The 22,591-nt window shown below is 71.5% G+C and carries 21 protein-coding genes; 14 read left to right on the top strand and 7 right to left on the bottom strand.

Features of this window, described 5'->3' with window-relative positions:
* Positions 1 to 84 precede the first annotated feature (84 nt).
* Genes ACODT0_RS41030 through ACODT0_RS41015 form a run of 4 tightly spaced genes read right to left on the bottom strand, consistent with a single transcriptional unit; the run spans position 85 to position 4,572 of the window.
* Entirely contained in the window at positions 85 to 1,734 is a 1,650-nt protein-coding gene (locus ACODT0_RS41030) for a rhodanese-related sulfurtransferase (RefSeq protein WP_489043915.1), read from the bottom strand.
* Entirely contained in the window at positions 1,731 to 2,363 is a 633-nt protein-coding gene (locus ACODT0_RS41025; RefSeq protein ID WP_296739338.1) for a cysteine dioxygenase family protein, read from the bottom strand. Before ACODT0_RS41025 ends, ACODT0_RS41030 begins: the two co-directional genes overlap by 4 nt.
* Positions 2,360 to 3,340: an ABC transporter substrate-binding protein gene (locus ACODT0_RS41020; RefSeq protein WP_489043914.1), complete on the bottom strand. Its 981-nt coding sequence runs from the start codon at positions 3,338 to 3,340 to the stop codon at positions 2,360 to 2,362. Before ACODT0_RS41020 ends, ACODT0_RS41025 begins: the two co-directional genes overlap by 4 nt.
* Entirely contained in the window at positions 3,337 to 4,572 is a 1,236-nt protein-coding gene (locus tag ACODT0_RS41015; protein ID WP_489043913.1) for an acyl-CoA dehydrogenase family protein, read from the bottom strand. Before ACODT0_RS41015 ends, ACODT0_RS41020 begins: the two co-directional genes overlap by 4 nt.
* A 141-nt stretch (positions 4,573 to 4,713) precedes the next feature.
* Between ACODT0_RS41015 and ACODT0_RS41010 the strand changes: the two genes are divergently transcribed.
* The 4 genes from ACODT0_RS41010 to ACODT0_RS40995 all read left to right on the top strand — a co-directional run bounded on the left by ACODT0_RS41010 (position 4,714) and on the right by ACODT0_RS40995 (position 8,739).
* Entirely contained in the window at positions 4,714 to 5,835 is a 1,122-nt protein-coding gene (locus ACODT0_RS41010; protein WP_296739329.1) for an LLM class flavin-dependent oxidoreductase, read from the top strand.
* 61 nt (positions 5,836 to 5,896) lie between these two features.
* Complete coding sequence (locus tag ACODT0_RS41005) at positions 5,897 to 6,718, top strand: class II aldolase/adducin family protein (protein ID WP_261210848.1); 822 nt, start codon at positions 5,897 to 5,899, stop codon at positions 6,716 to 6,718.
* Between the two features lie 25 nt (positions 6,719 to 6,743).
* The gene (locus ACODT0_RS41000) at positions 6,744 to 7,745 is read left to right on the top strand and encodes an ABC transporter substrate-binding protein (protein ID WP_489043912.1); all 1,002 of its coding nucleotides are present in this window, start codon (positions 6,744 to 6,746) and stop codon (positions 7,743 to 7,745) included.
* A 13-nt stretch (positions 7,746 to 7,758) separates the two neighbouring features.
* Positions 7,759 to 8,739, top strand: coding sequence for an ABC transporter substrate-binding protein (locus ACODT0_RS40995; protein ID WP_489043911.1), 981 nt, complete (start codon positions 7,759 to 7,761; stop codon positions 8,737 to 8,739).
* Here the strand turns inward: ACODT0_RS40995 and pdxR are convergent, their stop codons facing one another.
* Positions 8,740 to 10,236: a MocR-like pyridoxine biosynthesis transcription factor PdxR gene (gene pdxR / locus ACODT0_RS40990; RefSeq protein WP_489043910.1), complete on the bottom strand. Its 1,497-nt coding sequence runs from the start codon at positions 10,234 to 10,236 to the stop codon at positions 8,740 to 8,742.
* Positions 10,237 to 10,339: 103 nt separating this feature from the next.
* Here pdxR and ACODT0_RS40985 point away from each other — a divergent pair, with 103 nt between their 5' ends.
* The gene (locus ACODT0_RS40985; protein WP_489043909.1) at positions 10,340 to 11,077 is read left to right on the top strand and encodes a GNAT family N-acetyltransferase; all 738 of its coding nucleotides are present in this window, start codon (positions 10,340 to 10,342) and stop codon (positions 11,075 to 11,077) included.
* A gap of 6 nt (positions 11,078 to 11,083) precedes the next feature.
* Here ACODT0_RS40985 and ACODT0_RS40980 read toward each other — a convergent pair whose 3' ends face one another.
* Positions 11,084 to 12,001: a LysR substrate-binding domain-containing protein gene (locus tag ACODT0_RS40980; RefSeq protein ID WP_413762670.1), complete on the bottom strand. Its 918-nt coding sequence runs from the start codon at positions 11,999 to 12,001 to the stop codon at positions 11,084 to 11,086.
* A gap of 135 nt (positions 12,002 to 12,136) precedes the next feature.
* Here ACODT0_RS40980 and ACODT0_RS40975 point away from each other — a divergent pair, with 135 nt between their 5' ends.
* Complete coding sequence (locus tag ACODT0_RS40975; RefSeq protein ID WP_489043908.1) at positions 12,137 to 13,699, top strand: M20/M25/M40 family metallo-hydrolase; 1,563 nt, start codon at positions 12,137 to 12,139, stop codon at positions 13,697 to 13,699.
* A gap of 12 nt (positions 13,700 to 13,711) precedes the next feature.
* Here the strand turns inward: ACODT0_RS40975 and ACODT0_RS40970 are convergent, their stop codons facing one another.
* Positions 13,712 to 14,575 (bottom strand): symmetrical bis(5'-nucleosyl)-tetraphosphatase, encoded by an 864-nt coding sequence (locus tag ACODT0_RS40970; protein WP_261210841.1) that lies wholly within the window; start codon positions 14,573 to 14,575, stop codon positions 13,712 to 13,714.
* Positions 14,576 to 14,598: 23 nt separating this feature from the next.
* Here ACODT0_RS40970 and ACODT0_RS40965 point away from each other — a divergent pair, with 23 nt between their 5' ends.
* From ACODT0_RS40965 to ACODT0_RS40930, 8 genes are all read left to right on the top strand, one after another.
* Positions 14,599 to 15,915: a hemolysin family protein gene (locus ACODT0_RS40965; RefSeq protein WP_261210840.1), complete on the top strand. Its 1,317-nt coding sequence runs from the start codon at positions 14,599 to 14,601 to the stop codon at positions 15,913 to 15,915.
* Between the two features lie 16 nt (positions 15,916 to 15,931).
* On the top strand, positions 15,932 to 16,900 hold the full coding sequence (locus ACODT0_RS40960) for a protein kinase family protein (protein ID WP_261210839.1): 969 nt from the start codon (positions 15,932 to 15,934) through the stop codon (positions 16,898 to 16,900).
* Between the two features lie 39 nt (positions 16,901 to 16,939).
* Entirely contained in the window at positions 16,940 to 17,917 is a 978-nt protein-coding gene (locus tag ACODT0_RS40955; protein ID WP_057591938.1) for a hypothetical protein, read from the top strand.
* 16 nt (positions 17,918 to 17,933) lie between these two features.
* Positions 17,934 to 19,259 (top strand): adenylosuccinate synthetase, encoded by a 1,326-nt coding sequence (locus tag ACODT0_RS40950; RefSeq protein ID WP_489043907.1) that lies wholly within the window; start codon positions 17,934 to 17,936, stop codon positions 19,257 to 19,259.
* Positions 19,256 to 19,903, top strand: a complete 648-nt coding sequence (locus tag ACODT0_RS40945; RefSeq protein WP_489043906.1) for a class I SAM-dependent methyltransferase — start codon at positions 19,256 to 19,258, stop codon at positions 19,901 to 19,903. Before ACODT0_RS40950 ends, ACODT0_RS40945 begins: the two co-directional genes overlap by 4 nt.
* 123 nt (positions 19,904 to 20,026) lie before the next feature.
* Positions 20,027 to 21,028, top strand: coding sequence for a TRAP transporter substrate-binding protein DctP (gene dctP / locus ACODT0_RS40940; protein ID WP_296736886.1), 1,002 nt, complete (start codon positions 20,027 to 20,029; stop codon positions 21,026 to 21,028).
* 126 nt (positions 21,029 to 21,154) lie between these two features.
* The gene (locus ACODT0_RS40935) at positions 21,155 to 21,883 is read left to right on the top strand and encodes a TerC family protein (RefSeq protein WP_413764627.1); all 729 of its coding nucleotides are present in this window, start codon (positions 21,155 to 21,157) and stop codon (positions 21,881 to 21,883) included.
* Positions 21,884 to 21,956: 73 nt separating this feature from the next.
* On the top strand, positions 21,957 to 22,517 hold the full coding sequence (locus tag ACODT0_RS40930) for a gamma carbonic anhydrase family protein (RefSeq protein WP_057591942.1): 561 nt from the start codon (positions 21,957 to 21,959) through the stop codon (positions 22,515 to 22,517).
* Positions 22,518 to 22,591: the final 74 nt, after the last annotated feature.

Raw genomic sequence — 22,591 nt, 5'->3', positions numbered from 1 at the left:
TACTTTTCTTGGCGAGACAAGAAAAGTGAGTCGCCCGCCGGGGCGAGACCCGGCCAACAGCCTAAGCAAAAAGCGCCCCCAAATTCAGACCACGACAAACCGATGCGTCCCATCCCGCCCCAACTGCTCGACCAGCCCGAACTCCCAATCCAGATACCCCTGCATAGCCTCCACGGAAGCCGAGGTCCCTTCATAAGGCCTCCGATACCGATCAGTCCTCTCACTACCCAGGCGAGTCTCACCAGCCTCGGAAGGCAGCCCGGCAGAAAACCAGGCCGCATTCCCGCCACGTAGCACGAGCACTTCCACATCCAGCTCCCCACGCGAATCGAGCCACTCCCTCAGATCCGAAGCCGCATACCGAGCCAGCAAACTGCTCCCACAAGTCAGCACATAGCGCCGAGCCAAAGGAATGACGCCAGCCACCGCATCCAAGAGCTGCGCCCGAATCGCAAACCACGCCCCCGGCACATGCCGCTTCACATAGTTCGCACTGGCCGTCACATCGATCAACGCGGTCGATGAAGCATCCCCGTCGAGCAACCGAGCCAGGTCCAGCGGCTCGATCTCTCCAACGGCCCGAGCCACTTCCGGATACACAGCGGCCAGAGCACCGCGTTCGCTCAACGCATCAGCAGCAGGCACAGGCTCCACCACATAGACCTCCCACCCCATCTGTGCCAGCCAGGACGCAGACATCGAAGCCCGCACCCCATCGTCATCCGCCAGCACGATCCGCGCATGCCGCACCGGCACCTGGTGATCCGTCTCCTGCACCAGCTGCCCGCCGGGCGCGCCGGCAAAGCCGGGAAGATGACCCGCCGCGTATTCCTCGGGCGTGCGCACATCGAAGCGATAGACCGTCCGCCCCGCCTCCTCGAGCGCGTCCACGGCATCGACGGCCACCCACCGCACCCCCGCCTTCTCCGCCACGCGCCGCGCATCGGCACGCGCCTGCGAACGATGCGCCTCGCTCACCGCCTCGGGCGCACGCCGCACCGCCCCATGGTCGAGCACCTGCCCCGCGAGCTTCCACCCGATCGTGCCGTTGCGCAGCGCGGCCACGGGATTGGGAATGCCGGCATTCACCAGCGACTGCGTGCCGATGATGCTGCGCGTGCGCCCCGCGCAATTGACGATCACACGCGTGGCCGGATCGGGTGCGAGCTCGCGCACGCGCAGCACCAGTTCGGCGCCCGGCACGCTGGTGGCGCCCGGGATGCTCATGGTCTGGTATTCGTCGAAGCGGCGCGCGTCGAGCACGACCACGTTGGCGCGCTCGTCGATCAGCGCCTTCACCTCGGGCGCCGAGAGCGAGGGCGTGTGGCGCTCGTGCTCGACCAGTTCGCCGAACGATTTGCTCGGCACGTTGACGTCGCGGAACAGCTCGCCGCCGGCCGCGCGCCAGCCCTCGAGGCCGCCCTCAAGCAGGTGCACCCGGGTGTAGCCGAGGCCGGCGAGCCGCCGCGCGGCCAGCGGCGCGAGGTCGGTGCCGCGGTGCTCGCCGAACAGCACGATCAAGGTGTCGCGGCGCGGGATGCGGCGCCAGGCCTCGATCTCGATGCGCGACAGCGGCAGGTTCGCGGCCCACAGCGGATGGGCCTGGGCGAAGGGGTCCTCCTCGCGCACGTCGAGCAGCGCGATCTCGGCGCCGGGCGTGAGCAGGCGTTCGCGCACGGCGGCGAACGAGAGGACGGGGAAGGCGGAGGTGGCTTGGAGCGTGGCGTCGGTCATGGCGTGGTGGCGGGCGGGACCGCCCGGAGTTCGGCGGACCGGTCCCAGAGATTGGGCAGCAGCGTGTTGGTGTAGCCCGAGACGAAGGGCTTGCGCCCGCCCTCGGCCGGGTAAGTATGCCGCCGCACCGCGCCGATGTTGGCGCCATAGACATGGATGCTGATCGACACGCGGTCCGCGTGCGCGTTGTGCACGCGGTGCAGGTCGCCGACGGTGGGCGAGACGGCCTCGACGTCGCCTTCGTCGAGCCGCACCGCGTCGCCCACGGGCCGCGCCTGGCCGTCGTCGCCGAAGGCATGGGGCTGGCTGTACTCGGCGCCGCGCAGCATGCCGATCAGGCCCCACACGGTGTGGTCGTGCACCGGCGTGGCCTGGCCCGGTCCCCAGACGAAGCTCACGACCGAGAAGCGCTCGGTGCTGTCGGCATGCAGCAGGTACTGCTGGTAGCGCGCGGGGTCGGGCTGCGCGAAGGCCTCGGGCAGCCAGTCGTCGCGCGCCACCAGCCGGCGCAGCAGCGCACCGCCCTCGGCGAGGATGGCGCGCTCGTCGGGCCGGCCGTCGAGCAGGCGGCCGAAATCGACCACGAACTCGCGCAGCGGCGCGATCGATGCGGGAATGGCGGCGCTCACGCCGCGCGCTTCCAGAGCTGGGTGTCGGAGATCGCGCGCACGTCGACGCGCACCGGCAGGATGCCGTCGCGCGCGGAGCGGTCGGCCACGGCCTGCAGCGCCACGATGTCGGCCTCGCTCACCGGCCGCGCGGCCACCGAGGCGCGCGCGGTGATGAGCCGGGCCGATTCGATCGGCAGCCGCGTGAGCTGGCTGTAGGCCTGCGCGTAGGCCTCGGGATTGGCCAGCGCCCAGTCGCCCGCGCGGCCCAGCCGGTCGAGGAACTGCACGATGGCGGCGCGCTTGGCGGGATCGGCCAGCGAAGGTTCGCTGGCGGTGATGAAGCCCAGCGCGGTGTTGATGCCGCGGCCGTCGCGCAGGATGCGCCCGCCCTGCTGCAGCGCGATCGTGTAGTAGGGATCGAAGATGGCCCAGGCGTCGATCTGGCGCGAGGCGAAGGCGGCCGCCGCATCGGTCGGCAGCACGAACTTCACCGTGACCTCGTCGCGCCGCACGCCGGCCTCCTCGAGCGCGCCGTAGAGCTGGTACTGCGAGATGCTGCCGCGCGCCGACGAGACGACCACGGTCTGGCCGCGCAGCTCGGCCACGCTGCGCAGCTTCGAATCGGGCTGCACCACGATGCCGAGCGAGTCGGCCTTGCCGACGCGCGTGGCGACGATCTTCAGCGGCGTCCTGCCGACGGCCGCGGCGAGCACCGGCAGGTCGCCGGCCATCGCGGTGTCGACCGCCGCGCTGCGCTGCGCCTCGAACAGCGGCGCGGCGCCCTGGAAGTTGGCCCAGCGGTAGGCGAAGGGCGCGCCCTCGAGCGCCTTCGAGGCCTCGAACAGCGAGCGCAGGCCACCGGCCTGGTCGCCGAGCACCAGCGAGGTCTGCGGCTGGGCCCAGCCGCGCAACGAGGCCGTGGCCGCGAAGGAGAGCGCCGCGCCCTGCTGGAGCCAGCGGCGGCGCGATGCCTTGGAAAACAGCAGATCGGTCATGCGGCGGCTCCCGTCGACAGCAGCGCGCGCTTGCCCGCGCCGACCAGGATCGCGTCGTTCTGCGGCGTGTGGATGCGGCTGCACAGCACGTCGCGGTAATGGCGCTCGAGCGGGTTCTGGCGCGCGAGGCCGTGGTTGCCCGTGAGCTGCAGCGCGAGCTCGACGGCACGCACCGCGTTGCCGGTGACGGTGTGCTTGAGCAGCCCGCTGTCGACCGCCGAGGGCGTGCGGCCGCCGTCGACGGCCTCGCTGGCCGCGTCGAGCAGCACGCGGTTGGTGCGCAGCAGCGCCTCGATCTCGCCCACCGTCTCCTGCACGCGCGGCAGGCTCGAGAGCGGCGCGCCCAGGCTGCCGGGCGCGCGCTGGTTGAGGAAGCCCACGAGCCAGTCGCGCGCCGAACGCGCGACCGCGTCGTACAGGCTGCCGAGCAGCACCACCATCCAGGCCTGCTGCGAGGCCTGGGCGTCGATGTCGGTCTGGCTGCCGGCATCGGGTGCCCAGTCGGCCGGCACGCGCAGGTCCACCGCATGGTCGAGCGGGATCGCGACGTTCTCGAACACCACCTCGTGGCTGCCCGATGCGCGCAGGCCCAGGTGGTCCCAGCTCGCGATCACGCGCACGCCCTCGGCATGGCGCGGCACCAGGAACACGCCGATGCGCGGCGCGGGCTCGTCGGTGCGGGCCCACACGGCGAGCCAGCCCAGGCCCTCGATGCCGGTGGTGTAGAGCTTGTGGCCGTCGATGCGCCAGCCCTCGCCGTCGCGGCGCGCCACGGTGGCGGGCAGGCCGCCGCGCGCGGGCGAACCGAGCGCGGGCTCGACGCGCAGCGCATTGATCAGCGCGCCCTGCTCGACCGCGTCGCGCAGAACGCGCTCGCGCAAGTGCGAGGGCCAGCGGCTGTCGCCGCGCGCCAGCCCATGGTGCTGCAGGTAGGTCATGGTGAGGATCAGCGCGGTGGCGGGCTCGCCGCGCGCCACTGCGGCGATCACCTGCCGCGCCGACGCGAGCGTGGCGCCGCCGCCGCCGAAGGCGCTCGGCGCGACCAGTCCGATGAGGCCGTGCGATTGCAGCGCCTCGAAGTTCTGCGCGGGAAAGGCGCCGCTGCGGTCGTGGTCGGCGGCGGTGCTCGCGAAGCGCGCCGTGAGGCTGGCCAGCAGCGCGGCGTCGGGCAGGCCGGAGGAATCGCGGGAATTCAGGCCGGCCGCGGACCGGCGCAGGGGGATGGCGCTCATGGTCCCGGCACGTTAGCGAGCCCCGGTGCGCGCGAAAACGACGCATCGCGCATATCCAAACTCGTTTTTCTGCGTTCGCATCGGCGGCGCGGCTGGTTAGTTTCGCGGTGGTCCCGCCCTTCCCACCATCGCACACACACCATGAGCCAGAACCCCACCGACAACGGCGTCGAATTCATCGGCATGATCCAGGGCCAGAAGGTCTCGGAGATCCATGCCGCCCAGGGCCCGGCGATCGACCGCGACTACGTGCGCGCCTTCGCCCAGGCACACGAGCAGGCCGGCTTCGACCGCGTGCTGGTGCCGCACCACTCGACCGGCCCCGATGCCACGCTGACCGTGGCCTACGCGGCCTCGGTCACCGAGCGCATCCACTTCATGCTCGCGCACCGCCCGGGCTTCGTGGCGCCCACGCTGGCGGCGCGCCAGTTCGCCTCGCTCGACCAGTTCAGCGGCGGGCGGCTCGCGGTGCACTACATCTCGGGCGGCTCCGACGACGAACAGAAGCGCGACGGCGACTGGCTCGACCACGACCAGCGCTATGCGCGCACCGACGAATACCTCGATGTGCTGCACAAGGTCTGGCAGGCCGACAAGCCCTTCGACCACGAGGGCGCGCACTACCGCGCGCTCAATGCCTTCTCGGAGGTCAAGCCGCTGCAGACGCGCAACGGCCGCCCGCACGTGCCGGTGTATTTCGGCGGCGCCTCGGAAGCCGCGATCCCCGTGGCCGGCAAGTACGCCGACGTCTACGCGCTGTGGGGCGAGTCGCTCGAGCAGGCGCGCGAACTCACGACCCGCGTGCGCGCCGAGGCCGCGAAGCATGGGCGCAGCGTGCGCTTCTCGGTCTCGTTCCGCCCGATCCTGGCCGAGACGGAGGAGCAGGCCTGGGCCCGCGCCGACCACATCCTGGCCGAGACGAAGCGGCTGCGCGTGGTGCAGGGCTACAACCGCGGCGGCCCGCAGCAGAGCGAGGGCGCCAGGCGCCTGCTGGCCGCGGCCGGACAGGGCACGCGGCTCGACAAGCGGCTGTGGACCGCGGTCGCGCAGGAGATCGGCGGACGCTCCAACAGCACCGCGCTGGTCGGCACGCCCGAGCAGGTCGCCGATGCGCTGCTCGACTACTACGACCTCGGCGTGACCACCTTCCTGATCCGCGGCTTCGATCCGCTGGAGGACGCGGCCGACTACGGGCGCGAACTGATCCCGCGCACGCGCGAACTGGTGGCGCAGCGCGCGGCTTCGGTCCGCAAGGCCGCCTGACCACCCTGCCTTCCTCCCTCCCCCAGAGGGGGAAGGAGCAAATACCCAAAAGGACATCCCCATGAGCGCCGTTCTTTCCATCGACCGCAACGCCTCGGCCCTGAAGCTCAACCCGGTGCCGACGCAGAAGTACTGGTTCGACCCGATCCCGCCGCGCACCAGCGTGCAGGCCGAGCGCCGCCACCGCCAGGAGCGCCTGGCGGGCGCCTTCCGCCTGTTCGCGCGCTTCGGCTTCGCACAGGGCCTGGCCGGCCACATCACCGCGCGCGATCCCGAGCTGGCCGACCACTTCTGGGTCAACCCGCTGGGCATCCACTTCTCGCGCATCAAGGTCTCCGACCTGCTGCTGGTCAATGCCAGGGGCGAGACCGTGATCGGCGACCGCCCGCTCAACAAGGCGGCCTTCGCGATCCACGCGGCGATCCACGAGCACAACCCCAAGATCGTCGCGGCCGCCCACACCCACTCGACCTACGGCAAGGCCTGGTCGACCCTGGGCCGCAAGCTCGACACGCTGACGCAGGACAGTTGCGTGTTCCACGACGACGTGGCGCTGTTCGACGACTTCACCGGCATGGTGGTCGACACCAGCGAGGGCGACCGCATCGCGCGGGCACTGGGCGACAGGAAGGGCGCGATCCTCAAGAACCACGGCATCCTGACCGCCGGCCCGACGGTGGAGGCCGCGGCCTGGTGGTACATCGCGCTCGACAACGCCTGCCACACGCAGCTGCTGGCCGAGGCCGCCGGCACGCCGCAACCGATCGACGAAGCCACGGCGCGCCACACGCACGGCCAGATCGGCGGGCCCGAGGGCGCGATCCATTCCTTCGACAGCCTCTACCAGGGGCTGGTCGAGGCCGAGCCCGAGCTGCTGGACTGACTCCTTCTTTCTCCTGGAACCGCCGATGAACGCATCCCTCTCCCGCCGCCGCCTCCTGCGTGCCGGCGGCGCCGCCGCCGTGGTCGCCTCGGGCGGCCTGATCGCCTCGCAGGCCTTCTCGCAGTCCACGCGCAAGCTGACCTTCGCCTGGAACGCCGCGGCCTTCTGCCTCTCGCCGGTGGTGGTGGCGCAGGAGCGCGGCTACTTCGAGCGCAACGGCCTGCAGGTCGAGCTGATCAACTACACCGGCTCGACCGACCAGCTGCTCGAATCGCTGGCCACGGCCAAGGCCGACGCGGCGGTGGGCATGATCCACCGCTGGCTCAAGCCGCTGGAGTCGGGCTTCGACGTGAAGATCGTCGGCAGCTCGCACGGCGGCTGCGTGCGCCTGGTGGGCGCCAGGGCCGCGGGCGCCACCAGCCTCGCGAGCCTCAAGGGCAAGATCATCGGCGTGTCGGACATCACGAGCCCGGGCAAGAACTTCTTCTCGATCCTGCTCTCCAAGAACGGCATCGACGCCGAGCGCGACGTGACCTGGCGCCAGTACCCGGCCGACCTGCTCGACCTCGCGGTGCAGAAGGGCGAGATCCACGCCATCGCCGACGGCGACCCGAACGTCTACCTGATCGAGAAGCGCAACAAGGGTGCGTTCGTCGAGATCGCGAGCAACCTCACGGGCGAGTACAAGGACAAGGTCTGCTGCATCGTCGGCGCGCGCGGCGAGCTGGTGCGCAAGGACAAGGCCACCGTGGCCGGGCTGGTGCGCGCCATCGCGCAGGCCTCGGACTACGTGGCCGAGAACCCGAACGAATCGGCCAGGCTGTTCGCCAAGTACTCGCCCAAGGTGCCGGTGGAGGACCTGCGCGCGCTGCTGGGCACGCTCACGCATGCGCACCATCCGCTGGGCCGCAGCCTGCGCGACGAGGTCGCGTTCTACGCGGCCGACTTCCGCAACGTGGGCGTGCTCAAGAAGAGCACCGACCCGGCGCGCTTCGCGGACCACGTGTCCTACGACCCGCTGGCCTGAGCACGGTCACGCCATGACGAACCGCATGCCATCCGCCAGCCGCCGCCGCTTCATCGCCCAGGGCGGCGCCGCCGCGACCATCGCCGCCCTGCCCGCCTTCGCGCTGCAGGCCCGCGCCCAGGCGCGTCCGCTGCTCAAGGCCGGCGACCAAAAGGGCGGCCTGCGCGCGCTGCTCGAGGCCGCGGGCGGGCTCGAGGGCCTCTCGTACGACATCCAGTGGTCGGAATTCCCGGCCGCGGCGCCGCTGGCCGAGGCCTTGAACGCGGGCGCCGTCGATTCGGGCCCGATCGGCGATGCGCCACTGATCTTCGCGCTCGCGGCCGGCACGCGCGTGAAGGCGATCGGCGCCAACCGCTCCGACTCCTACGGCACGGCCGTGCTGGTGCGGCCCGATTCGCCGCTCAAGAGCGCGGCCGAGCTCAAGGGCAAGAGCGTGGCCACCAACCGCGGCTCCATCGGCCACTACGTGACGCTCAAGGCCATCGTCGCGGCGGGGCTGAAGCCCGAGGACATCCAGCTGCGCTTCCTCGCGCCGGCCGACGCCAAGCTCGCGCTCACGCAGGGCTCGGTCGATGCCTGGGCCACCTGGGAACCCTACACCGCGCTGGCCGAGACCAGCGGCCATGCGCGCGTGCTCGCCAGCGGCCGCGGCTTGCTGCCGGGCCTGAGCTACCTCGCGGCCACCGACGCGGCGATTGCCGCCAAGCGGCCGGTGCTGCAGGACTTCCTGCAGCGCGTGGTGCGCGCGCAGCAATGGTCCTATCGCAACGTCGATGCATTCTCGGCCACGCTCGCGCGCATCATCGGCATCCCGCCCGAGGCCGCCAGGCTGCAGTTCGAGCGGCGGCAGCAGAAGTGGGTGCCGATCGATGCGCAGGTGGTCGCCGACCAGCAGGGCACGGCGGACTTCTACCGGCAGGTGGGGCTGATCAAGCAGGGGCTCGATGTGAAGACCACCTTCGATACCGGCTTCGGGATCGGCATCGCAGCCTAGCTAACCGGCATCCACCGCGCGCGCCAACTGCGCCAGCCGCTTCGCCATCGGCTCGAACAGCTCGGCCGAGGTGTTGCCGTAGCCCAGCACCAGCCCGTTGCAGTCCGGCCCGGGCCGGATCGCGGCGGCCGACAGCGGCATCGGCGCCATGCGGTGGCGTCGCGCCTCGGCGGCGATGCGGCGGTCGTCGAAGCGCGCGGGCAGGCGCAGGGTGAGATGCATGCCGCAGTGGCCGCCGTCGATGGTGTGCGGCAGCCTGAAGTGGCGCTCGAGCGCGGCGCGCAGGGCCTGCTGGCGCTCGCGGTACAGGCGCCGCATGCGGCCCAGGTGGCGGCTGAACTGACCGCTCTCGATGAAGTCGGCCAGCGCGAGCTGCTCGTGGCGGTGGCCGCCGCGCAGCATCTCCTCGAGCGGGGCGCGCACGGTGGCCAGCAGGTCCTCGGGCAGCACCAGGAAGCCCAGCCGCAGCGAGGGGAACATGGTCTTGCTGAAGGTGCCCACGTAGAGCACCGGCGCCTGCGGCACCAGCCCCTGCATGGCGGCGATGGGATCGCCGGTGTGGCGAAACTCGCTGTCGTAGTCGTCCTCGATGATCCAGGCGCCGTGCGCGCGCGCCTGCGCGATCAGCGCGAGCCGCCGCGCGATGCCGAGCACCACGCCCGAGGGGTACTGGTGCGAGGGCGTGGCATAGACCAGCCGCGGCGTTTGCAGCCGCCAGTCCTCCTCGCTCGCGCGCAGGCCGCCGGCATCGACCGGCATCGGCACGATGCGCAGGTCGCCCGCGTGCATCGCGGACTTGGCGCCGCGGTAGCCGGGGTCCTCGACCCAGGCGGTGTCGCCCGGGTCGGTGAGCAGGCGCACGCACAGCGCGATGGCTTCCTGCGCGCCCTCGGCGATCACCACCTGCTCGGCCGTGCAGCGCACGCCGCGCGCCAGGCCCAGGTGCTGCGCGATGGCGGCGCGCAGCGCGGGCTCGCCGAAGGGATTGCCATAGCCGAGCGCGGCGTGGCCGGCACCGCGCAGCGCGCGGTCGAGCGCGCCGCGCCAGGCCGCGATCGGGAAATGCGACAGCGCGGGCACGCCGGGACGCAGCGCGAGCTCGGGCTCGGCGCGGCTTCCCATGGGATGGATGCGCGCGAGCCGCCCGGCGGTGGCGGGCACGGCCGGCGCGCGCGGGCCGCGGCGCGGCGGCGCGGGCGCGGCCAGCTCCATCACGCGCGTGCCCTGGCGATCGGGCCGCAGGTAGCCTTCGGCCGCGAGATGCTCGTAGGTGGCCGTGACGGTGTTGCGCGACACCGCGAGCGCCTCGGCCAGCGCGCGCGAGCCGGGCAGCCGCGTGCCGGGCGCGAGGCGGCCGTCGAGGATGGCGCGCTTCAGGCGCTCGTGGAGCTGGCGCTGCATCGAACCGGCCTCGCGTTCGCGCGCCAGCGGTGCCTCGAGCAGCGCGCGGCGCACGGGGTCTGACAGGGTGGCGAAGGGGTCGGCGGCATCGGTCATCGGGTGTTGCTCGTGGCACCATGAAATTCGCATGACGTGGCGCTTTTCGTGGCGCCACGACGGTCGTACTGTAGCGCCTGTCGTCATCGAAAGAGAGCCCCTCATGCCCGCCTCCCACCCCCCGCTCCCGCCGCGCACCAACCAGTTCGGCCAGACCATCGGCGCCGCCCTGCCCGGCTGGTCGCCGCGCCCGAACCCGCCGCGCACGCCCATCGAAGGCCGACTGTGCCGGCTCGAACCCTTGTCGGCCGAGCGCCACGCGGCCGACCTGCATGCCGCCCATGCGCTGGCACCCGACGGCCGCGACTGGACCTACCTTTCGGTGGAGCGCGCGCCCGACGCCGCGAGCGCGCGCGCCTACGTCGAGCTGATCGCGCAGAGCACGGACCCGATGCACTTCGCGGTGATCGACAAGGCCACGGGCCGCGCCGTGGGCAGCCTCGCGCTGATGCGCATCGAGCCCAACCATGGCGTGATGGAGGTCGGCCACGTGACCTTCTCGCCGCTGCTCAAGCAGACACCGCTGTCGACCGAGGCCCAGTACCTGCTGATGCAGCTGGCCTTCGACGAGCTCGGCTACCGGCGCTACGAATGGAAGTGCGACAACTTCAACGCACCCTCGAAGAAGGCGGCGCAGCGCCTGGGCTTCCAGTTCGAGGGCGTGTTCCGCCAGGCGATCGTCTACAAGGGCCGCACGCGCGACACGGCCTGGTTCTCGATCGTCGACGGCGAATGGCCGGCGCTGCGCGCGGGCTTCGAGCAATGGCTCTCGCCCGCCAACTTCGATGCCGACGGCAGGCAGCGTCGGTCGCTCGAACAGGTGCGCGCAGCCGCGGCCTGAAGCGACTCAGGCCGCGGCGGGCGCGGGCAGTTGCTCGCCGAGGAAGGCCAGGAAGGTCTTCACCACCTCGGGCAGGGTGCGGCCCGCCAGGGTCTGCAGTTCGACCGCGCGGCCGCGCATGCCGCGCTCGCGGATCTCCGCCGCGTGCAGCTCGCCGCGCCGCACGCGGTCGCGCACCGTGATCTCGCCCGCGATCGTGAGGCCGCCGCCGTGCAGCACGAAGCTGGCCAGCGACTCGAAGCGGTTGCTGACGAGCACCGGTTCGAACACCAGCCCGCGCTGGCTGCAGCCCACGTCGAACAGCTGGCGCACGGTGTTGTCGGCGCCCGAGAGCGCGATCGGGTACGGATGCATCTGCGCCAGGGTCACGGTGCGCAGCTTCGCGAGCGGATGGTCGGGCCGCATCACGGCGAACACCGAGGCCGGCTGGCGCCGCTCGACGCGGATGCCGTCGACCGCGGCGCGGCTGTAGGTCAGGCCGATGTCGGCCTCGCCGAGCAGCACCGCCTCGGTCACCTCGGCCGGCCGCGCGGCGCGCAGCTGGAACTGGATGCCCGGGTGTTCGGCGCGAAAGTCCGCGATGGCGCGCGGCAGGAACTCGTTGGCGAAACCCGAGGAACAGGCGAGGCGCACCCGCCCGCGCTTCAAGCCCTGCAGCCCGCGGATGTCGGACACCACGCGCTCGGCCTCGAGCGCGCCGTGCAGCGCATGCGCGGCCAGCAGCTCGCCCGCGGGACTCGCGACCATGCCGCGCGGATGGCGCTCGAACAGCGGCACGCCGAGCAGGTCCTCGAGCATCGCCACCTGGCGGCTGATGGCCGAGGGGCTGACGCTGAGCCGCTCGGCCGCGACCGTGAGCGAGCCGCTGCGGGCCACCTCGAGGAAGTAGCGCAGGGCGGTGTCCTGCAGGCGGTGGGCGGTCATGACGGGCTTTCGCTTTGAGGAAAACGCAAAGATATCGCCAAAAAACGGCAATTGTTCAAAAGCGGCGGCCTGCCTAAGCTGCACGGTGGCCGCCCCGGCCAGCCCCTTCCCTCACCCCCACCGAACGATCCGCGCATGCACCTCCCGCTCCTCCACCGCCCCGCGCCCCGCCCACGCACCCTGCTCGCCCTGCTGGCCGCCGCCCTGATCGCCGGCACCGGCCTGGCCCAGGCGGCCGACCTGCCGCAGGCCGAGGCCGAACGCCACGCGCAGGCCAGCTACCGCGAGTACTTCGAGCTGCTCTCGCTGCCCAACGACGCGATCGTTCCCGAGGACATCCGCAAGAACGTGGACTGGCTCGCCAAGGCCTTCGAGAAGCGCGGCTTCGCGACGCGCCAGCTCGACAACGACGGCAAGCCGATGCTCTACGCCGAGCTGCCGGGGCACGACGCGGCGCGCAAGACCGTGCTGTTCTACATGCACCTCGACGGCCAGCCGGTGATTCCCGCGCAGTGGGCGCAGAAGAGCCCGTGGACGCCGGTGCTCAAGCGCCGCGCGGCCGACGGCGGCTGGGAGGAGATCGATGCCGCGCCGCTGTTCGACGGCCCGGTCGATCCCGAGTGGCGCGTGTTCGGCCGCGCCTCGGCCGACGACAAGGGCCCGATCATGATGATGCTGGCCGCGATCGACGCGCTGAAGGCGGCCGGCGGCACGCCCGCGGTCAACGTCAAGGTGATCCTCGACAGCGAGGAGGAGAAGGGCTCGCCCTCGATCGCCAAGGTGATGCAGGCGCACCGTGAGCTGCTGGCCTGCGACGCCATCGTGATCCACGACGGCCCGATGCACGCCACCAACCGACCCACCCTGGTGTTCGGCAACCGCGGCGCGGCCGAGGCGCGGCTCACGGTCTACGGCGCCAAGGTGCCGCTGCACAGCGGCCACTACGGCAACTACGCGCCCAACCCGGCGCAGCGGCTCGCGACCCTCTTGGCCTCGATGAAGAACGAGCAGGGCCGCGTGACCGTGGCCGGCTACTACGACCGGGTGCGCATCAGCGCGGCCGACCGCCAGGTGATGGCCGCGGTGCCCGACGACGAGACCGCGCTGCGCCACCGCCTGGGCATCGCGCGCACCGACAAGGTGGGCGCCAACTACCAGGAGGCGATGCAGTACCCTTCGCTCAACGTGCGCGGCATGGCCTCGGCGGCGGTCGGCGACAAGGTCGCGAACATCGTGCCCGACCGCGCGGTGGCCGAGCTCGACCTGCGCACCACGCCCGATTCCGACGCCGCCTACCTGGGCGCGCTGATCGAGAAGCACATCGTCAAGCAGGGCTACCACCTCGTGAAGGGCGCGCCCAGCGACGAGGACCGCGCGCGCTACGACAAGCTCGCGACCTTCAGCTACCAGAGCGAGGGCGCCGACGCGGCCGGCGCGCCGATCGATTCGGCGATCGGGCGCTGGGCCTACAAGTCGCTGACCGACAGCTTCGGCGCCACGCCGGCGCCGGTGCGCATCCGCATGATGGGCGGCACGGTGCCGACCGCGGAGATCGTCAAGGTGCTGCAGGTGCCGTTCGCGATCGTCCCGCTGGTGAACGCCGACAACAACCAGCATGCGGCCAACGAGAACCTGCGGCTGGGCAACTACGTGAGCGGCGTGCGCACTATCTACAGCCTGATGACGCACCCGCTCTGAACGAACGGAGGCTCAGGCGCCCTTGCCGGGCTTCTGCGCCTGCTCGCACTTCACCTGGATCCGCTCGCGCTCGTCGAGCGTGGCGCCGATGCGCACCGCGCTGAGGCAACCGCCCCAGACGCAGCCGGTGTCGGTCGACAGCAGGTCGGGCCGCGACACCCAGCCCAGCGTGGACCAGTGGCCGAAGGCGACCGTGGCTTCGGCCGTGCGGCGGCCCGGCACGTCGAACCAGGGCATGTAGCCCGCGGGTGCCTGGGCCGCGTCGTCCTTGGTCTCGAACTCCATCGTGCCGTCGACGGTGCACAGCCGCAGCCGCGTGAGCGCGTTGACGATCACGCGCAGCCGGTCGCTGCCTTCGAGCGTGTCGCTCCAGCGGTCGGGCTGGTTGCCGTACATGGTGGTGAGGAATTCGCCGAGGTCGGGGCCGCGCAGCACCGCCTCGAGCTCGCCCGCGTGGGCACGCACGTCGGCCACGCTCCACTGGGGCAGCACGCCCGCGTGCACCATCAGCAGGTCGCGCGCGGCCGCGCCCGAACCGATGCGCCGGTGCAGCGCCATGTGCTGGTGGCGCAGCCAGTCGAGCATCGCCTCGCGGTCGGGCGCGGCCAGCAGCTCGGCCAGCGTGTCCTTGCGGCCGGACTTGCGCACGCCATGCGCCACACCCAGCAGGTGCAGGTCGTGATTGCCCAGCAGGCTCAGCGCCGCGCCGCCCAGGCGCTGCGCGCGCCGCAGCACCTGGGCCGATTCGGGGCCGCGGTTGACCAGGTCGCCGAGCAGCACCGCGGTGTCGCGGCTGGGAGAGAAAGCGAGCTCGTCGAGGAGCCGGCCGAGCGCGCTGTCGCAGCCCTGGATGTCGCCAATCAAGTAAAGTGCCATCTCCTCATTCTCTCCCCCCGTACATGGATGTCTTCCTGCTGGCCTTGCTGACCACGCTCAACGCGTTGTTCGCAATGTCCGAAATGGCCCTTTCCACCAGCCGCCGCGCGCGCCTCGCGGCATTGGTCGAAACCGGGGATACGGGCGCCGCCGCGGCGCTCAAGCTGATGGAGTCGCCGACCCAGTTCCTCTCGACGGTGCAGATCGGCATCACCTCGATCGGCATGCTGAGCGGCATCGTGGGCGAGGCCGCCTTCGCGGCGCCGCTGGCGGTGTGGATGGAGAGCGTGGGCATGGGCGCGGGCACCGCCAGCGTGGTGTCGACCGCGGTGGTGGTCACCTGCATCACCTTCTTCACGATCATCTTCGGCGAGCTGGTGCCCAAGCGCATCGGCCAGCTCTACCCCGAGCCGGTGGCGCGCTGGGTCTCGCGCCCGATGCGCGGCCTGGCCAAGGGCGCCAAGCCCTTCGTCTGGCTGCTCGCGGGCGCCACCGCCACCGTGCTGAAGCTGCTGCGCATCGACGCCAACGCGGCGCGCTCGGTGACCGAGGAAGAGATTTCCGCCAGCCTCGAGGAAGGCGTGGACGCCGGCGTGATCGAGCAGCACGAGCACCAGATGGTGCGCAACGTGTTCCACCTCGACGACCGGCGCCTGTCCTCGCTGATGATCCCGCGCGCCGACATCGAATGGCTCGAGGCCTCGTTCAGCGTGGCCGAGGCGCTGCAGAAGGTGGCGGCCGCGGGCGCGCTCAACCTGGTGCATTCCTGGTACCCGGTGTGCCGCAACTCGCTCGACGACGTGGTCGGCGTGATCAGCGTGGCGCACCTGCTGCGGCTGGGCCCGGCCCACGTCGGTACGCTGGGCCAGGAGGCCACGGCCGCGGTGTTCGTGCCCGAGACGCTGACCGGCATGGAACTGCTCGAGCAGTTCCGCGCGCGCGCCGGCCGGCTGGTGTTCGTGGTCGACGAATACGGCGTGGTGCAGGGCCTCATGACGCCGCGCGACCTGCTCGAAGCGATCACGGGCGAGTTGCAGCCCGGCATGCAGACCGACGCCTGGGCTCACGAGCGGCCCGATGGCATCTGGGAGCTCGACGGCCTGATGCCGGTGTCGGAGCTGCGCGCGCGCCTGGGCATCCGCGAGCTGCCCGACGAGGAGCGCGGCCTCTACAACACGGTGGCCGGCTTGCTGATGGCGGTGTCGGGCCACCTGCCCTCGGTGGGCGAGCACATCGACTGCGCCGGCTGGTGCTTCGAGGTGACCGCGCTCGAAGGCCGGCGCATCGACCGCGTGCGCGCCTCGCGCGATCCCTCGGTGCCGTCCGGCGGCGACGACTGACGCGAGCGGGGCGCCGATGCTGTCGCTGCTCGCGCTCGCTTGCCCCCAATGCTCCGCGCCGCTGCCGCGCGCGGCGCGCTGGCGCACCGTCAACTGCAGCTACTGCGGCGCCACCATCTCGCGCGGCGAGGAAACGGTCGAGCGCGAGAGCTTCCGCGCCGCGTTGCAACGCGCCAATGCACGGGGCGCCGACGGCGCGCGCCTGCTGCGCTGGCGCGGCGCGCGCTACCGCGTGCTGGCGCCGCTGGCCACCGGCGAGCACAGCGAGGTGCTGCTGGCCGAACGGCTCGGCGCCCTGCCCGAGCGCGTGACCTTCAAGCTGGCGCGCGGCCGGGAGGGCGCCGAGGCGCTGGCGCGCGAGCATGCCGCGTTGCAGGCCCTGCAGTCGCTCGCCATGCCCGGCGCCGCCTATTTCACGCGCCGGCTGCCGCAGCCCGTGGGCCTCGGCGCGATCGATGCCGCCGATGGCTCGGAAGACGCGCGCCAGGCGCTGGTGCTGCGCCATCCGACCGGCTACTGGGGCAGCCTGCTCGACGTGCAGCGCGCCAACCCGCGCGGCATCGATGCGCCCCATGCGGTCTGGCTCTGGCGCCGCATGCTCGAGGTGCTGGCCTTCGTGCACGACGCGGGCTGGACGCACGGCGACCTCTCGCCCGCCCATGCGCTGGTGCATCCGCGCGACCATGGCGTGCTGCTGATCGGCTGGTCGCGCGCGCGGCACGACACGGCACGCGCCGCGGACGACCTCGCGCAGAGCGCCTGGGCGGTGCGTGCCGTGCTGCATGGCCACGAAGGCCTCGGCGAACCGGGCACCGGCGCCGCGCCCGCACCGCTGGCCGCGCTGCTGCGCCGCTGCAGCGAGGACCCCGGCGAATGCCGCCGCCTCGGCGCGCGCGGCATCGAGCAGGCGCTGTCGGCGGCCGCGCGCGAGGCCTTCGGCGCGCCGCGCTTCATTCCCTTCGATCCCGCGCCGCACGGCGGCTGACGGTCCTTTCTTCTTCTCTCTTCACGACGAGGAACATCCATGGGTTACGGAAACTATTCGCACGCCGCGCACGCGGCCCTGGTCGCGGACCGCGCCACCAAGTCGGGCGCCGAGGTCTTCACCCAGACCGCCACCCATCCGCTGATGGACCCGCGCGGCCTCAAGGTGCGCGAGGCGCGCGACAACGCCGACCATCCGAACTCGCTGGGCATCGTGTTCGCGCTCGACGTCACGGGCTCCATGGGCGACATCCCGCAGACGCTGGCGCGCCGCGAGCTGCCGACCTTCATGAAGCTCTTGACCGACTGCGGCGTGGCCGATCCGCAGCTGATGTTCATGGCGATCGGCGACGCCACCTCCGACCGGGCGCCGCTGCAGGTGGGCCAGTTCGAATCCACCGCCAACCTGATGGACCAGTGGCTCACCTGGAGCTACCTCGAGGGCGGCGGCGGCGGCACCGGCGAGGAGAGCTACGAGCTGGCCTTCTACGTGATCGCGCAGCACACCGACATGGACTGCTGGGTCAAGCGCAAGAAGCGCGGCTACCTGTTCGTGACCGGCGACGAGCTGCCCTACCCCGCCGTCTCGCGCCACCAGATCGAGGGCCTGGTCGGCGAGAAGCTCGACGAGGACATCCCGATCGAGGAGGCCATCGCGGCCGCGGCCGAGACCTGCCACCTGTTCTTCCTGATCCCCGACGCACAGCGCCGCCGCCGCTGCGAGCCGCGCTGGCGCGAACTGCTCGGCGACCACGTGATCTGCATGGACTCGCCCGACGACGCCTGCGCGGTGGCCGCGGGCATCGTCGCGCTGACCGAGAAGGCCGTGCCCAGCCTCGACGAGCTCGGCCGCGTGATGGCCGCGACCGGCAGCGTCGACAAGGCGCGCATCAACGGCGTGCTGCATGCGCTCGACGGCTATGCGGCGCTGCTCGATCCGAACAAGCCGCGCCACGCGCCGCCGAGCGCCGCCGCGTCGGCACCGCGCTCGTCGTGGTGGAAGCGCCTGTTCGGCTGACCCCTTCGCGCGCGTCGTGAGCACCGGCGCCACGCGCTATCTCTCGCTGCTGGGCCTGGGCTTCGGCGACTGCGGCAAGGGCCTCTACACCGATCACTTCTGCGCCGCGCTGCGCGCCCACACCGTGGTGCGCTTCAACGGCGGCGCGCAGGCCGGCCACAACGTGGTGCTGGCCGACGGGCGCCATCACACCTTCTCGCAGTTCGGCGCCGGCAGCTTCCAGCCCGGCGTGGTCACGCTGCTCGCGAGCCCGGTGGTGGTGCATCCCACGGCGCTGCTCGTCGAGGCCGCCGTGCTGCGCGACAAGGGCGTGCCCGACGCGCTCGCGCGCCTGCGCATCGATGCGCGCTGCCGCGTCACCACGCCCTTCCACCAGGCCGCGGGCCGGCTGCGCGAATGGGCGCGCGGCGAGGCGGCCCATGGCAGCTGCGGCGTGGGCGTGGGCGAGACCGTGCGCCAGGCACTGGCCGCGCCCGACCTCGCGCTGCGCTATGGCGACCTGTTGCAGCCGGCGCTCGCATTCGAGAAGCTCGAGGCGCTGCGCCTCGTGTTGCTGCGCGAATTCGCGCCACGGCCCGATCCCGATTGGCAGCGCGAACAGACGCTGCTGGCCGATGCCAGCCTGTCGCAGCGCTGGCTCGCGGCCGTCGAACCCTGCCTGCGCGCCACGCCGCCCGCGGGCGTCGATGCGGTCGCCGAGCAACTGGCGCGGCCCGGTGCCGTGGTGTTCGAGGGCGCGCAGGGCGTGCTGCTCGACGAATGGCGCGGCTTCCATCCGCACACGAGCTGGAGCACGGTCTCGACCGCCGCGGTCGAGGCCGTGCTGTGCGACGCCGGCCTGGGCACGCCGCCCGTGCGGCACCTGGGCGTGCTGCGCAGCTACCTCACGCGCCATGGCGCCGGACCGCTGCCCACGCACGATCCCGCGCTCGCCGCGCGGCTGCCCGAGCCGCACAACGCCGACGCCGGTTGGCAGGGCGCGTTCCGCCGCGGGCATCCCGATGCCGTGCTGCTGCGCTATGCGATCGCCGCGGCCGGCACGCTCGACGGCCTGGTCGCGAGCCATCTCGATGCGATCGGACGCGCGGGCCTGCGCTGGTGCGAGGGCTACCGCGATACCGATGGGGAAACCATCGCGCAGCTCGCGTTGGGCCCCGAGGCGGACCTCGATCATCAACTGCGCCTGACGCGCCTGCTGGAGCGCGCGCAACCGGTCTATGCGGAGGCCGGCATCGCGAGCGAGCGCGACTGGCTCGAACGCGTGGAAGCCGCGAGTGGCCTGCGCGTGCAGTGGGGCTCTCACGGCCCCACGCGCGACACCCTCGAGGCGCTGCGGCCATGAGCACGGCCGACGACACCCGCTTCTGGGACCGCGGCGCGCGCAAATACGCGCGCGGTGCGGTCGCGGACCCGGCCGGTTACGAGCGCACGCTGGACCGCACGCGCGGCCTGCTGCGGCCGGACCATGGCGTGCTCGAACTGGGCTGCGGCACCGGCAGCACCGCGCTGCGGCTCGCCGGTGGCGTGCGGCGCTATCTCGCGACCGACATCTCCACCGAGATGATCGCGATCGCGCAGGAGAAGCTGGCCGCCCAACCCGTTGCGGCCCTCGCGCTGCGCACCGCGACCGTGGACGAACTCGCGACCGGCACCGAACGCTTCGACGCGGTGCTGGGCTTCAACTACCTGCACCTGGTGCGCGACCTGCCAGGCACGCTGCGCGGCATCCATGCGTTGCTGGCAAGCGATGGCCTGTTCGTGTCCAAGACACCCTGCCTCGGCGACATGCCGGTGCCGTTGCGCCTGCTCCTGCTGCCCGCGATCGGCCTGGCCCGCGCGCTCGGCAAGGCGCCGCACGTGTCGGTGTTCGACACGGCGCAACTGAGCCGGCGGATCGAGGCGGCGGGCTTCGAGATCCTCGCCACCGAGCGCCATGGCTCGAAGCGCGGCGATCCGCGCGCCTTCATCGTGGCGCGCAGGCGATAGGGCCGCCAACGCCCATCGGCCGAAACGGCGGCCGCACGAGGCCGGACAAATCCCTATCGCGCCCGCGCGCGCGATGCCTACCATGCGGCACCGGGCCGATGCCCCGCACCGCTGGGAGACACCATGACGATTTCGACGCCGCGGCATCGCGCCCGCGGCTGGCTGTTGGCGCTCGCTTGCGCCGCGCTCGGCACGGGCGTGGCGCCTGTCCACGCGCAGGCGCTGCAGCTCAAGTGGGGCCATGTCTACGAGGCCTCGAGCATCTTCCACCAGCAGGCCGAGCTCGCGGCGCGCAAGATCGCCGAGCAGTCCGAGGGAAAGATCAGGATCGAGGTGGTGCCCGCCTCGAAGCTCGGCCAGGAGAGCGACTACCCGCTGATGCTGGCCAACGACTCGGTGCAGATCGCCTATGTCACGGCCGCCACGCTGGCCGAGGGCTATGCGCCGCTGCGCCTGGGCAGCTATCCCTTCGCCTTCAAGGACCTCGACCACGTGCGCAAGTACCTCGCGAGCCCGCTGCTGGGCCAGCTCATGAAGGGCTACGACGAGCGCAGCGGCAACCACCTCGTGGCCTCGGTCTACTACGGCGCGCGCCAGGTCACCTCGAACCGGCCGCTCGCGCGGCCCGAGGACTTCCGCGACCTGCGGCTGCACGTGCCCGATGCCTCGGCCTACCAGCTGTTCGCCACCGCGCTCGATGCCAGGCCCGTGACCCTGCCCTACGTCGGCCTGTATGACGCGCTGAAGAAGAACGAGGTCGAGGCGCAGGAATATCCGCTGAGCACGGTGAAGGCCAAGAAGCTCTACGAGGTGCAGAAGTACGTGCAGCTCACCGCCCACGTCTACGACACGCTGGGCATCGTGATCGGCAAGGCCGCCTGGGCCAGGCTCTCGGCGCCGCAGCAGGCCATGGTCGAGAAGGTGCTGGTCGACGGCGCCAAATGGACCAACGTGGGCGTGATCGCGGGCGAGCTGGAAGACGAGCAGTTCCTGCGCGGCAAGGGCATGACGGTGTCGCAGGTCAACCGGCAGCCCTTTCTCGAGCGCATCGCGCGGCGCTCCACGCCCGAGCAACTGGGCGCGCGGCCCGGCGACTGGGCGAAGCTGCAGGCGCTCGCCAACTGATCGCTCGCGCCTGTTGGCGAACCGGCCGCGCTGCTGCACACTGGCGAGCGGCATGCGCCCTGACCGCATTGCCGGGAGCACACCGTGGAATTCCTCCTGGACCCGAATGTCTGGATCGCCTTCGCGATGCTGACCGCCCTCGAGATCGTCCTGGGCATCGACAACATCATCTTCATCTCGATCCTGGTCGGCCGGCTGCCGCCCGAGCAGCGCGACAAGGCGCGCCGGCTGGGGCTGGGCTTCGCGATGGTCTCGCGGCTGCTGCTGCTGTTCTCGCTGAGCTGGGTGATGGGCCTCACGGCCGACCTGTTCCACGTCTTCGGCCAGGGCATCAGCGGGCGCGACATCGTGCTGCTGCTGGGCGGCCTGTTCCTGCTCTACAAGGCCTCGCACGAGATCTTCCTCGAGGTCGAGGCCGGCGAGGAACACGGCCCCGATGCCGCGGAGGACGGGGGCGCGCGCAAGGCCGCGTTCTGGGGCGTGATCGGCCAGATCGCCATCATCGACATCGTGTTCTCGCTCGACTCGGTGATCACCGCCGTCGGCATGGTCGACCAGATCGCCGTGATGGTGGCCGCGGTGGTCGCCTCGGTCGGCGTGATGCTGGTGGCCGCCAAGCCGATCGGCGACTTCGTCGACAAGCATCCCTCGGTCAAGGTGCTGGCGCTGGCCTTCCTCGTGATGGTGGGCATGGTGCTCACGGCCGAGGCCTTCGACAAGCACGTGCCCAAGGGCTACATCTACGCGGCGATGGCCTTCTCGCTCGCGGTCGAGGCGCTGAACATCCGCGCGCGCGGCAAGCGCACCGCGGCGCGGGCGCTGAAGGCACGGGCCGAGGCGGGCAAGGCGCCCTGACCGGAACGACTCACTAACGCATCTCTGTGGCATTATCCGGCCGCCACTCCAACGACGACCGACGAGATTCCACATGATCCGCAAGAACCCGCGCGGCGACCTGCCGCAGATCCATCCAAGCGCCTTCGTCGACCCGACCGCGATCCTCTGCGGCCTGGTCGTGGTGGAGGAGAACGTGTTCATCGGCCCCTATGCCGTGATCCGCGCCGACGAGACCGATGCGAACGGCCACATAGCCCCCATCGTCATCGGCGCGCACTCGAACATCCAGGACGGCGTGGTGATCCATTCCAAGTCGGGTGCGCCGGTGACGATCGGCGAGCGCACCTCGATCGCGCACCGCGCCATCGTCCACGGGCCGTGCCGGGTGGGCCAGGGCGTGTTCATCGGCTTCAACAGCGTGCTGTTCAACTGCGCGGTCGGCGACGGCAGCGTGGTGCGCTACAACGCGGTGGTCGACGGCTGCGAGCTGCCGCCGAACTTCTACGTGCGCTCCACCGAGCGCATCGGCCCCGAGACCGCCCTGGACGGACGGCCGACCGTCTCGGTGGATGCGAGCGAGTTCTCGGAGGACGTGGTGCGCACCAACAACGCGCTGGTGCAGGGCTACAAGAACATCCAGAACGAGTTCTAGGCTAGGGCCTGTTCACACTATGCAAGGGGTCGCGAAGCTCGCCAAAGCCCGCCCATCAAGGCGCGCGACGACGC

It is taken from the genome of Variovorax sp. FG153 (assembly GCF_057809595.1).
This window is presented reverse-complemented; position numbering and strand designations above follow the sequence as displayed.

Excerpts from the sequence above, each read along its gene's own strand:
- ACODT0_RS40985 (WP_489043909.1), top strand. The coding sequence starts at position 10,340 with ATGCCCGCCTCCCACCCCCCGCTCCCGCCGCGCACCAACCAGTTCGGC.
- dctP (WP_296736886.1), top strand. The coding sequence starts at position 20,027 with ATGACGATTTCGACGCCGCGGCATCGCGCCCGCGGCTGGCTGTTGGCG.
- ACODT0_RS40965 (WP_261210840.1), top strand. The coding sequence starts at position 14,599 with ATGGATGTCTTCCTGCTGGCCTTGCTGACCACGCTCAACGCGTTGTTC.
- ACODT0_RS40955 (WP_057591938.1), top strand. The coding sequence starts at position 16,940 with ATGGGTTACGGAAACTATTCGCACGCCGCGCACGCGGCCCTGGTCGCG.
- ACODT0_RS40975 (WP_489043908.1), top strand. The coding sequence starts at position 12,137 with ATGCACCTCCCGCTCCTCCACCGCCCCGCGCCCCGCCCACGCACCCTG.
- ACODT0_RS41010 (WP_296739329.1), top strand. The coding sequence starts at position 4,714 with ATGAGCCAGAACCCCACCGACAACGGCGTCGAATTCATCGGCATGATC.
- ACODT0_RS41015 (WP_489043913.1), bottom strand. The coding sequence starts at position 4,572 with ATGAGCGCCATCCCCCTGCGCCGGTCCGCGGCCGGCCTGAATTCCCGC.
- ACODT0_RS40930 (WP_057591942.1), top strand. The coding sequence starts at position 21,957 with ATGATCCGCAAGAACCCGCGCGGCGACCTGCCGCAGATCCATCCAAGC.
- ACODT0_RS40945 (WP_489043906.1), top strand. The coding sequence starts at position 19,256 with ATGAGCACGGCCGACGACACCCGCTTCTGGGACCGCGGCGCGCGCAAA.
- ACODT0_RS41030 (WP_489043915.1), bottom strand. The coding sequence starts at position 1,734 with ATGACCGACGCCACGCTCCAAGCCACCTCCGCCTTCCCCGTCCTCTCG.
- ACODT0_RS40970 (WP_261210841.1), bottom strand. The coding sequence starts at position 14,575 with ATGGCACTTTACTTGATTGGCGACATCCAGGGCTGCGACAGCGCGCTC.
- ACODT0_RS40980 (WP_413762670.1), bottom strand. The coding sequence starts at position 12,001 with ATGACCGCCCACCGCCTGCAGGACACCGCCCTGCGCTACTTCCTCGAG.
- ACODT0_RS41005 (WP_261210848.1), top strand. The coding sequence starts at position 5,897 with ATGAGCGCCGTTCTTTCCATCGACCGCAACGCCTCGGCCCTGAAGCTC.
- ACODT0_RS40935 (WP_413764627.1), top strand. The coding sequence starts at position 21,155 with ATGCTGACCGCCCTCGAGATCGTCCTGGGCATCGACAACATCATCTTC.
- ACODT0_RS41020 (WP_489043914.1), bottom strand. The coding sequence starts at position 3,340 with ATGACCGATCTGCTGTTTTCCAAGGCATCGCGCCGCCGCTGGCTCCAG.
- ACODT0_RS40960 (WP_261210839.1), top strand. The coding sequence starts at position 15,932 with ATGCTGTCGCTGCTCGCGCTCGCTTGCCCCCAATGCTCCGCGCCGCTG.
- ACODT0_RS41000 (WP_489043912.1), top strand. The coding sequence starts at position 6,744 with ATGAACGCATCCCTCTCCCGCCGCCGCCTCCTGCGTGCCGGCGGCGCC.
- pdxR (WP_489043910.1), bottom strand. The coding sequence starts at position 10,236 with ATGACCGATGCCGCCGACCCCTTCGCCACCCTGTCAGACCCCGTGCGC.
- ACODT0_RS40995 (WP_489043911.1), top strand. The coding sequence starts at position 7,759 with ATGACGAACCGCATGCCATCCGCCAGCCGCCGCCGCTTCATCGCCCAG.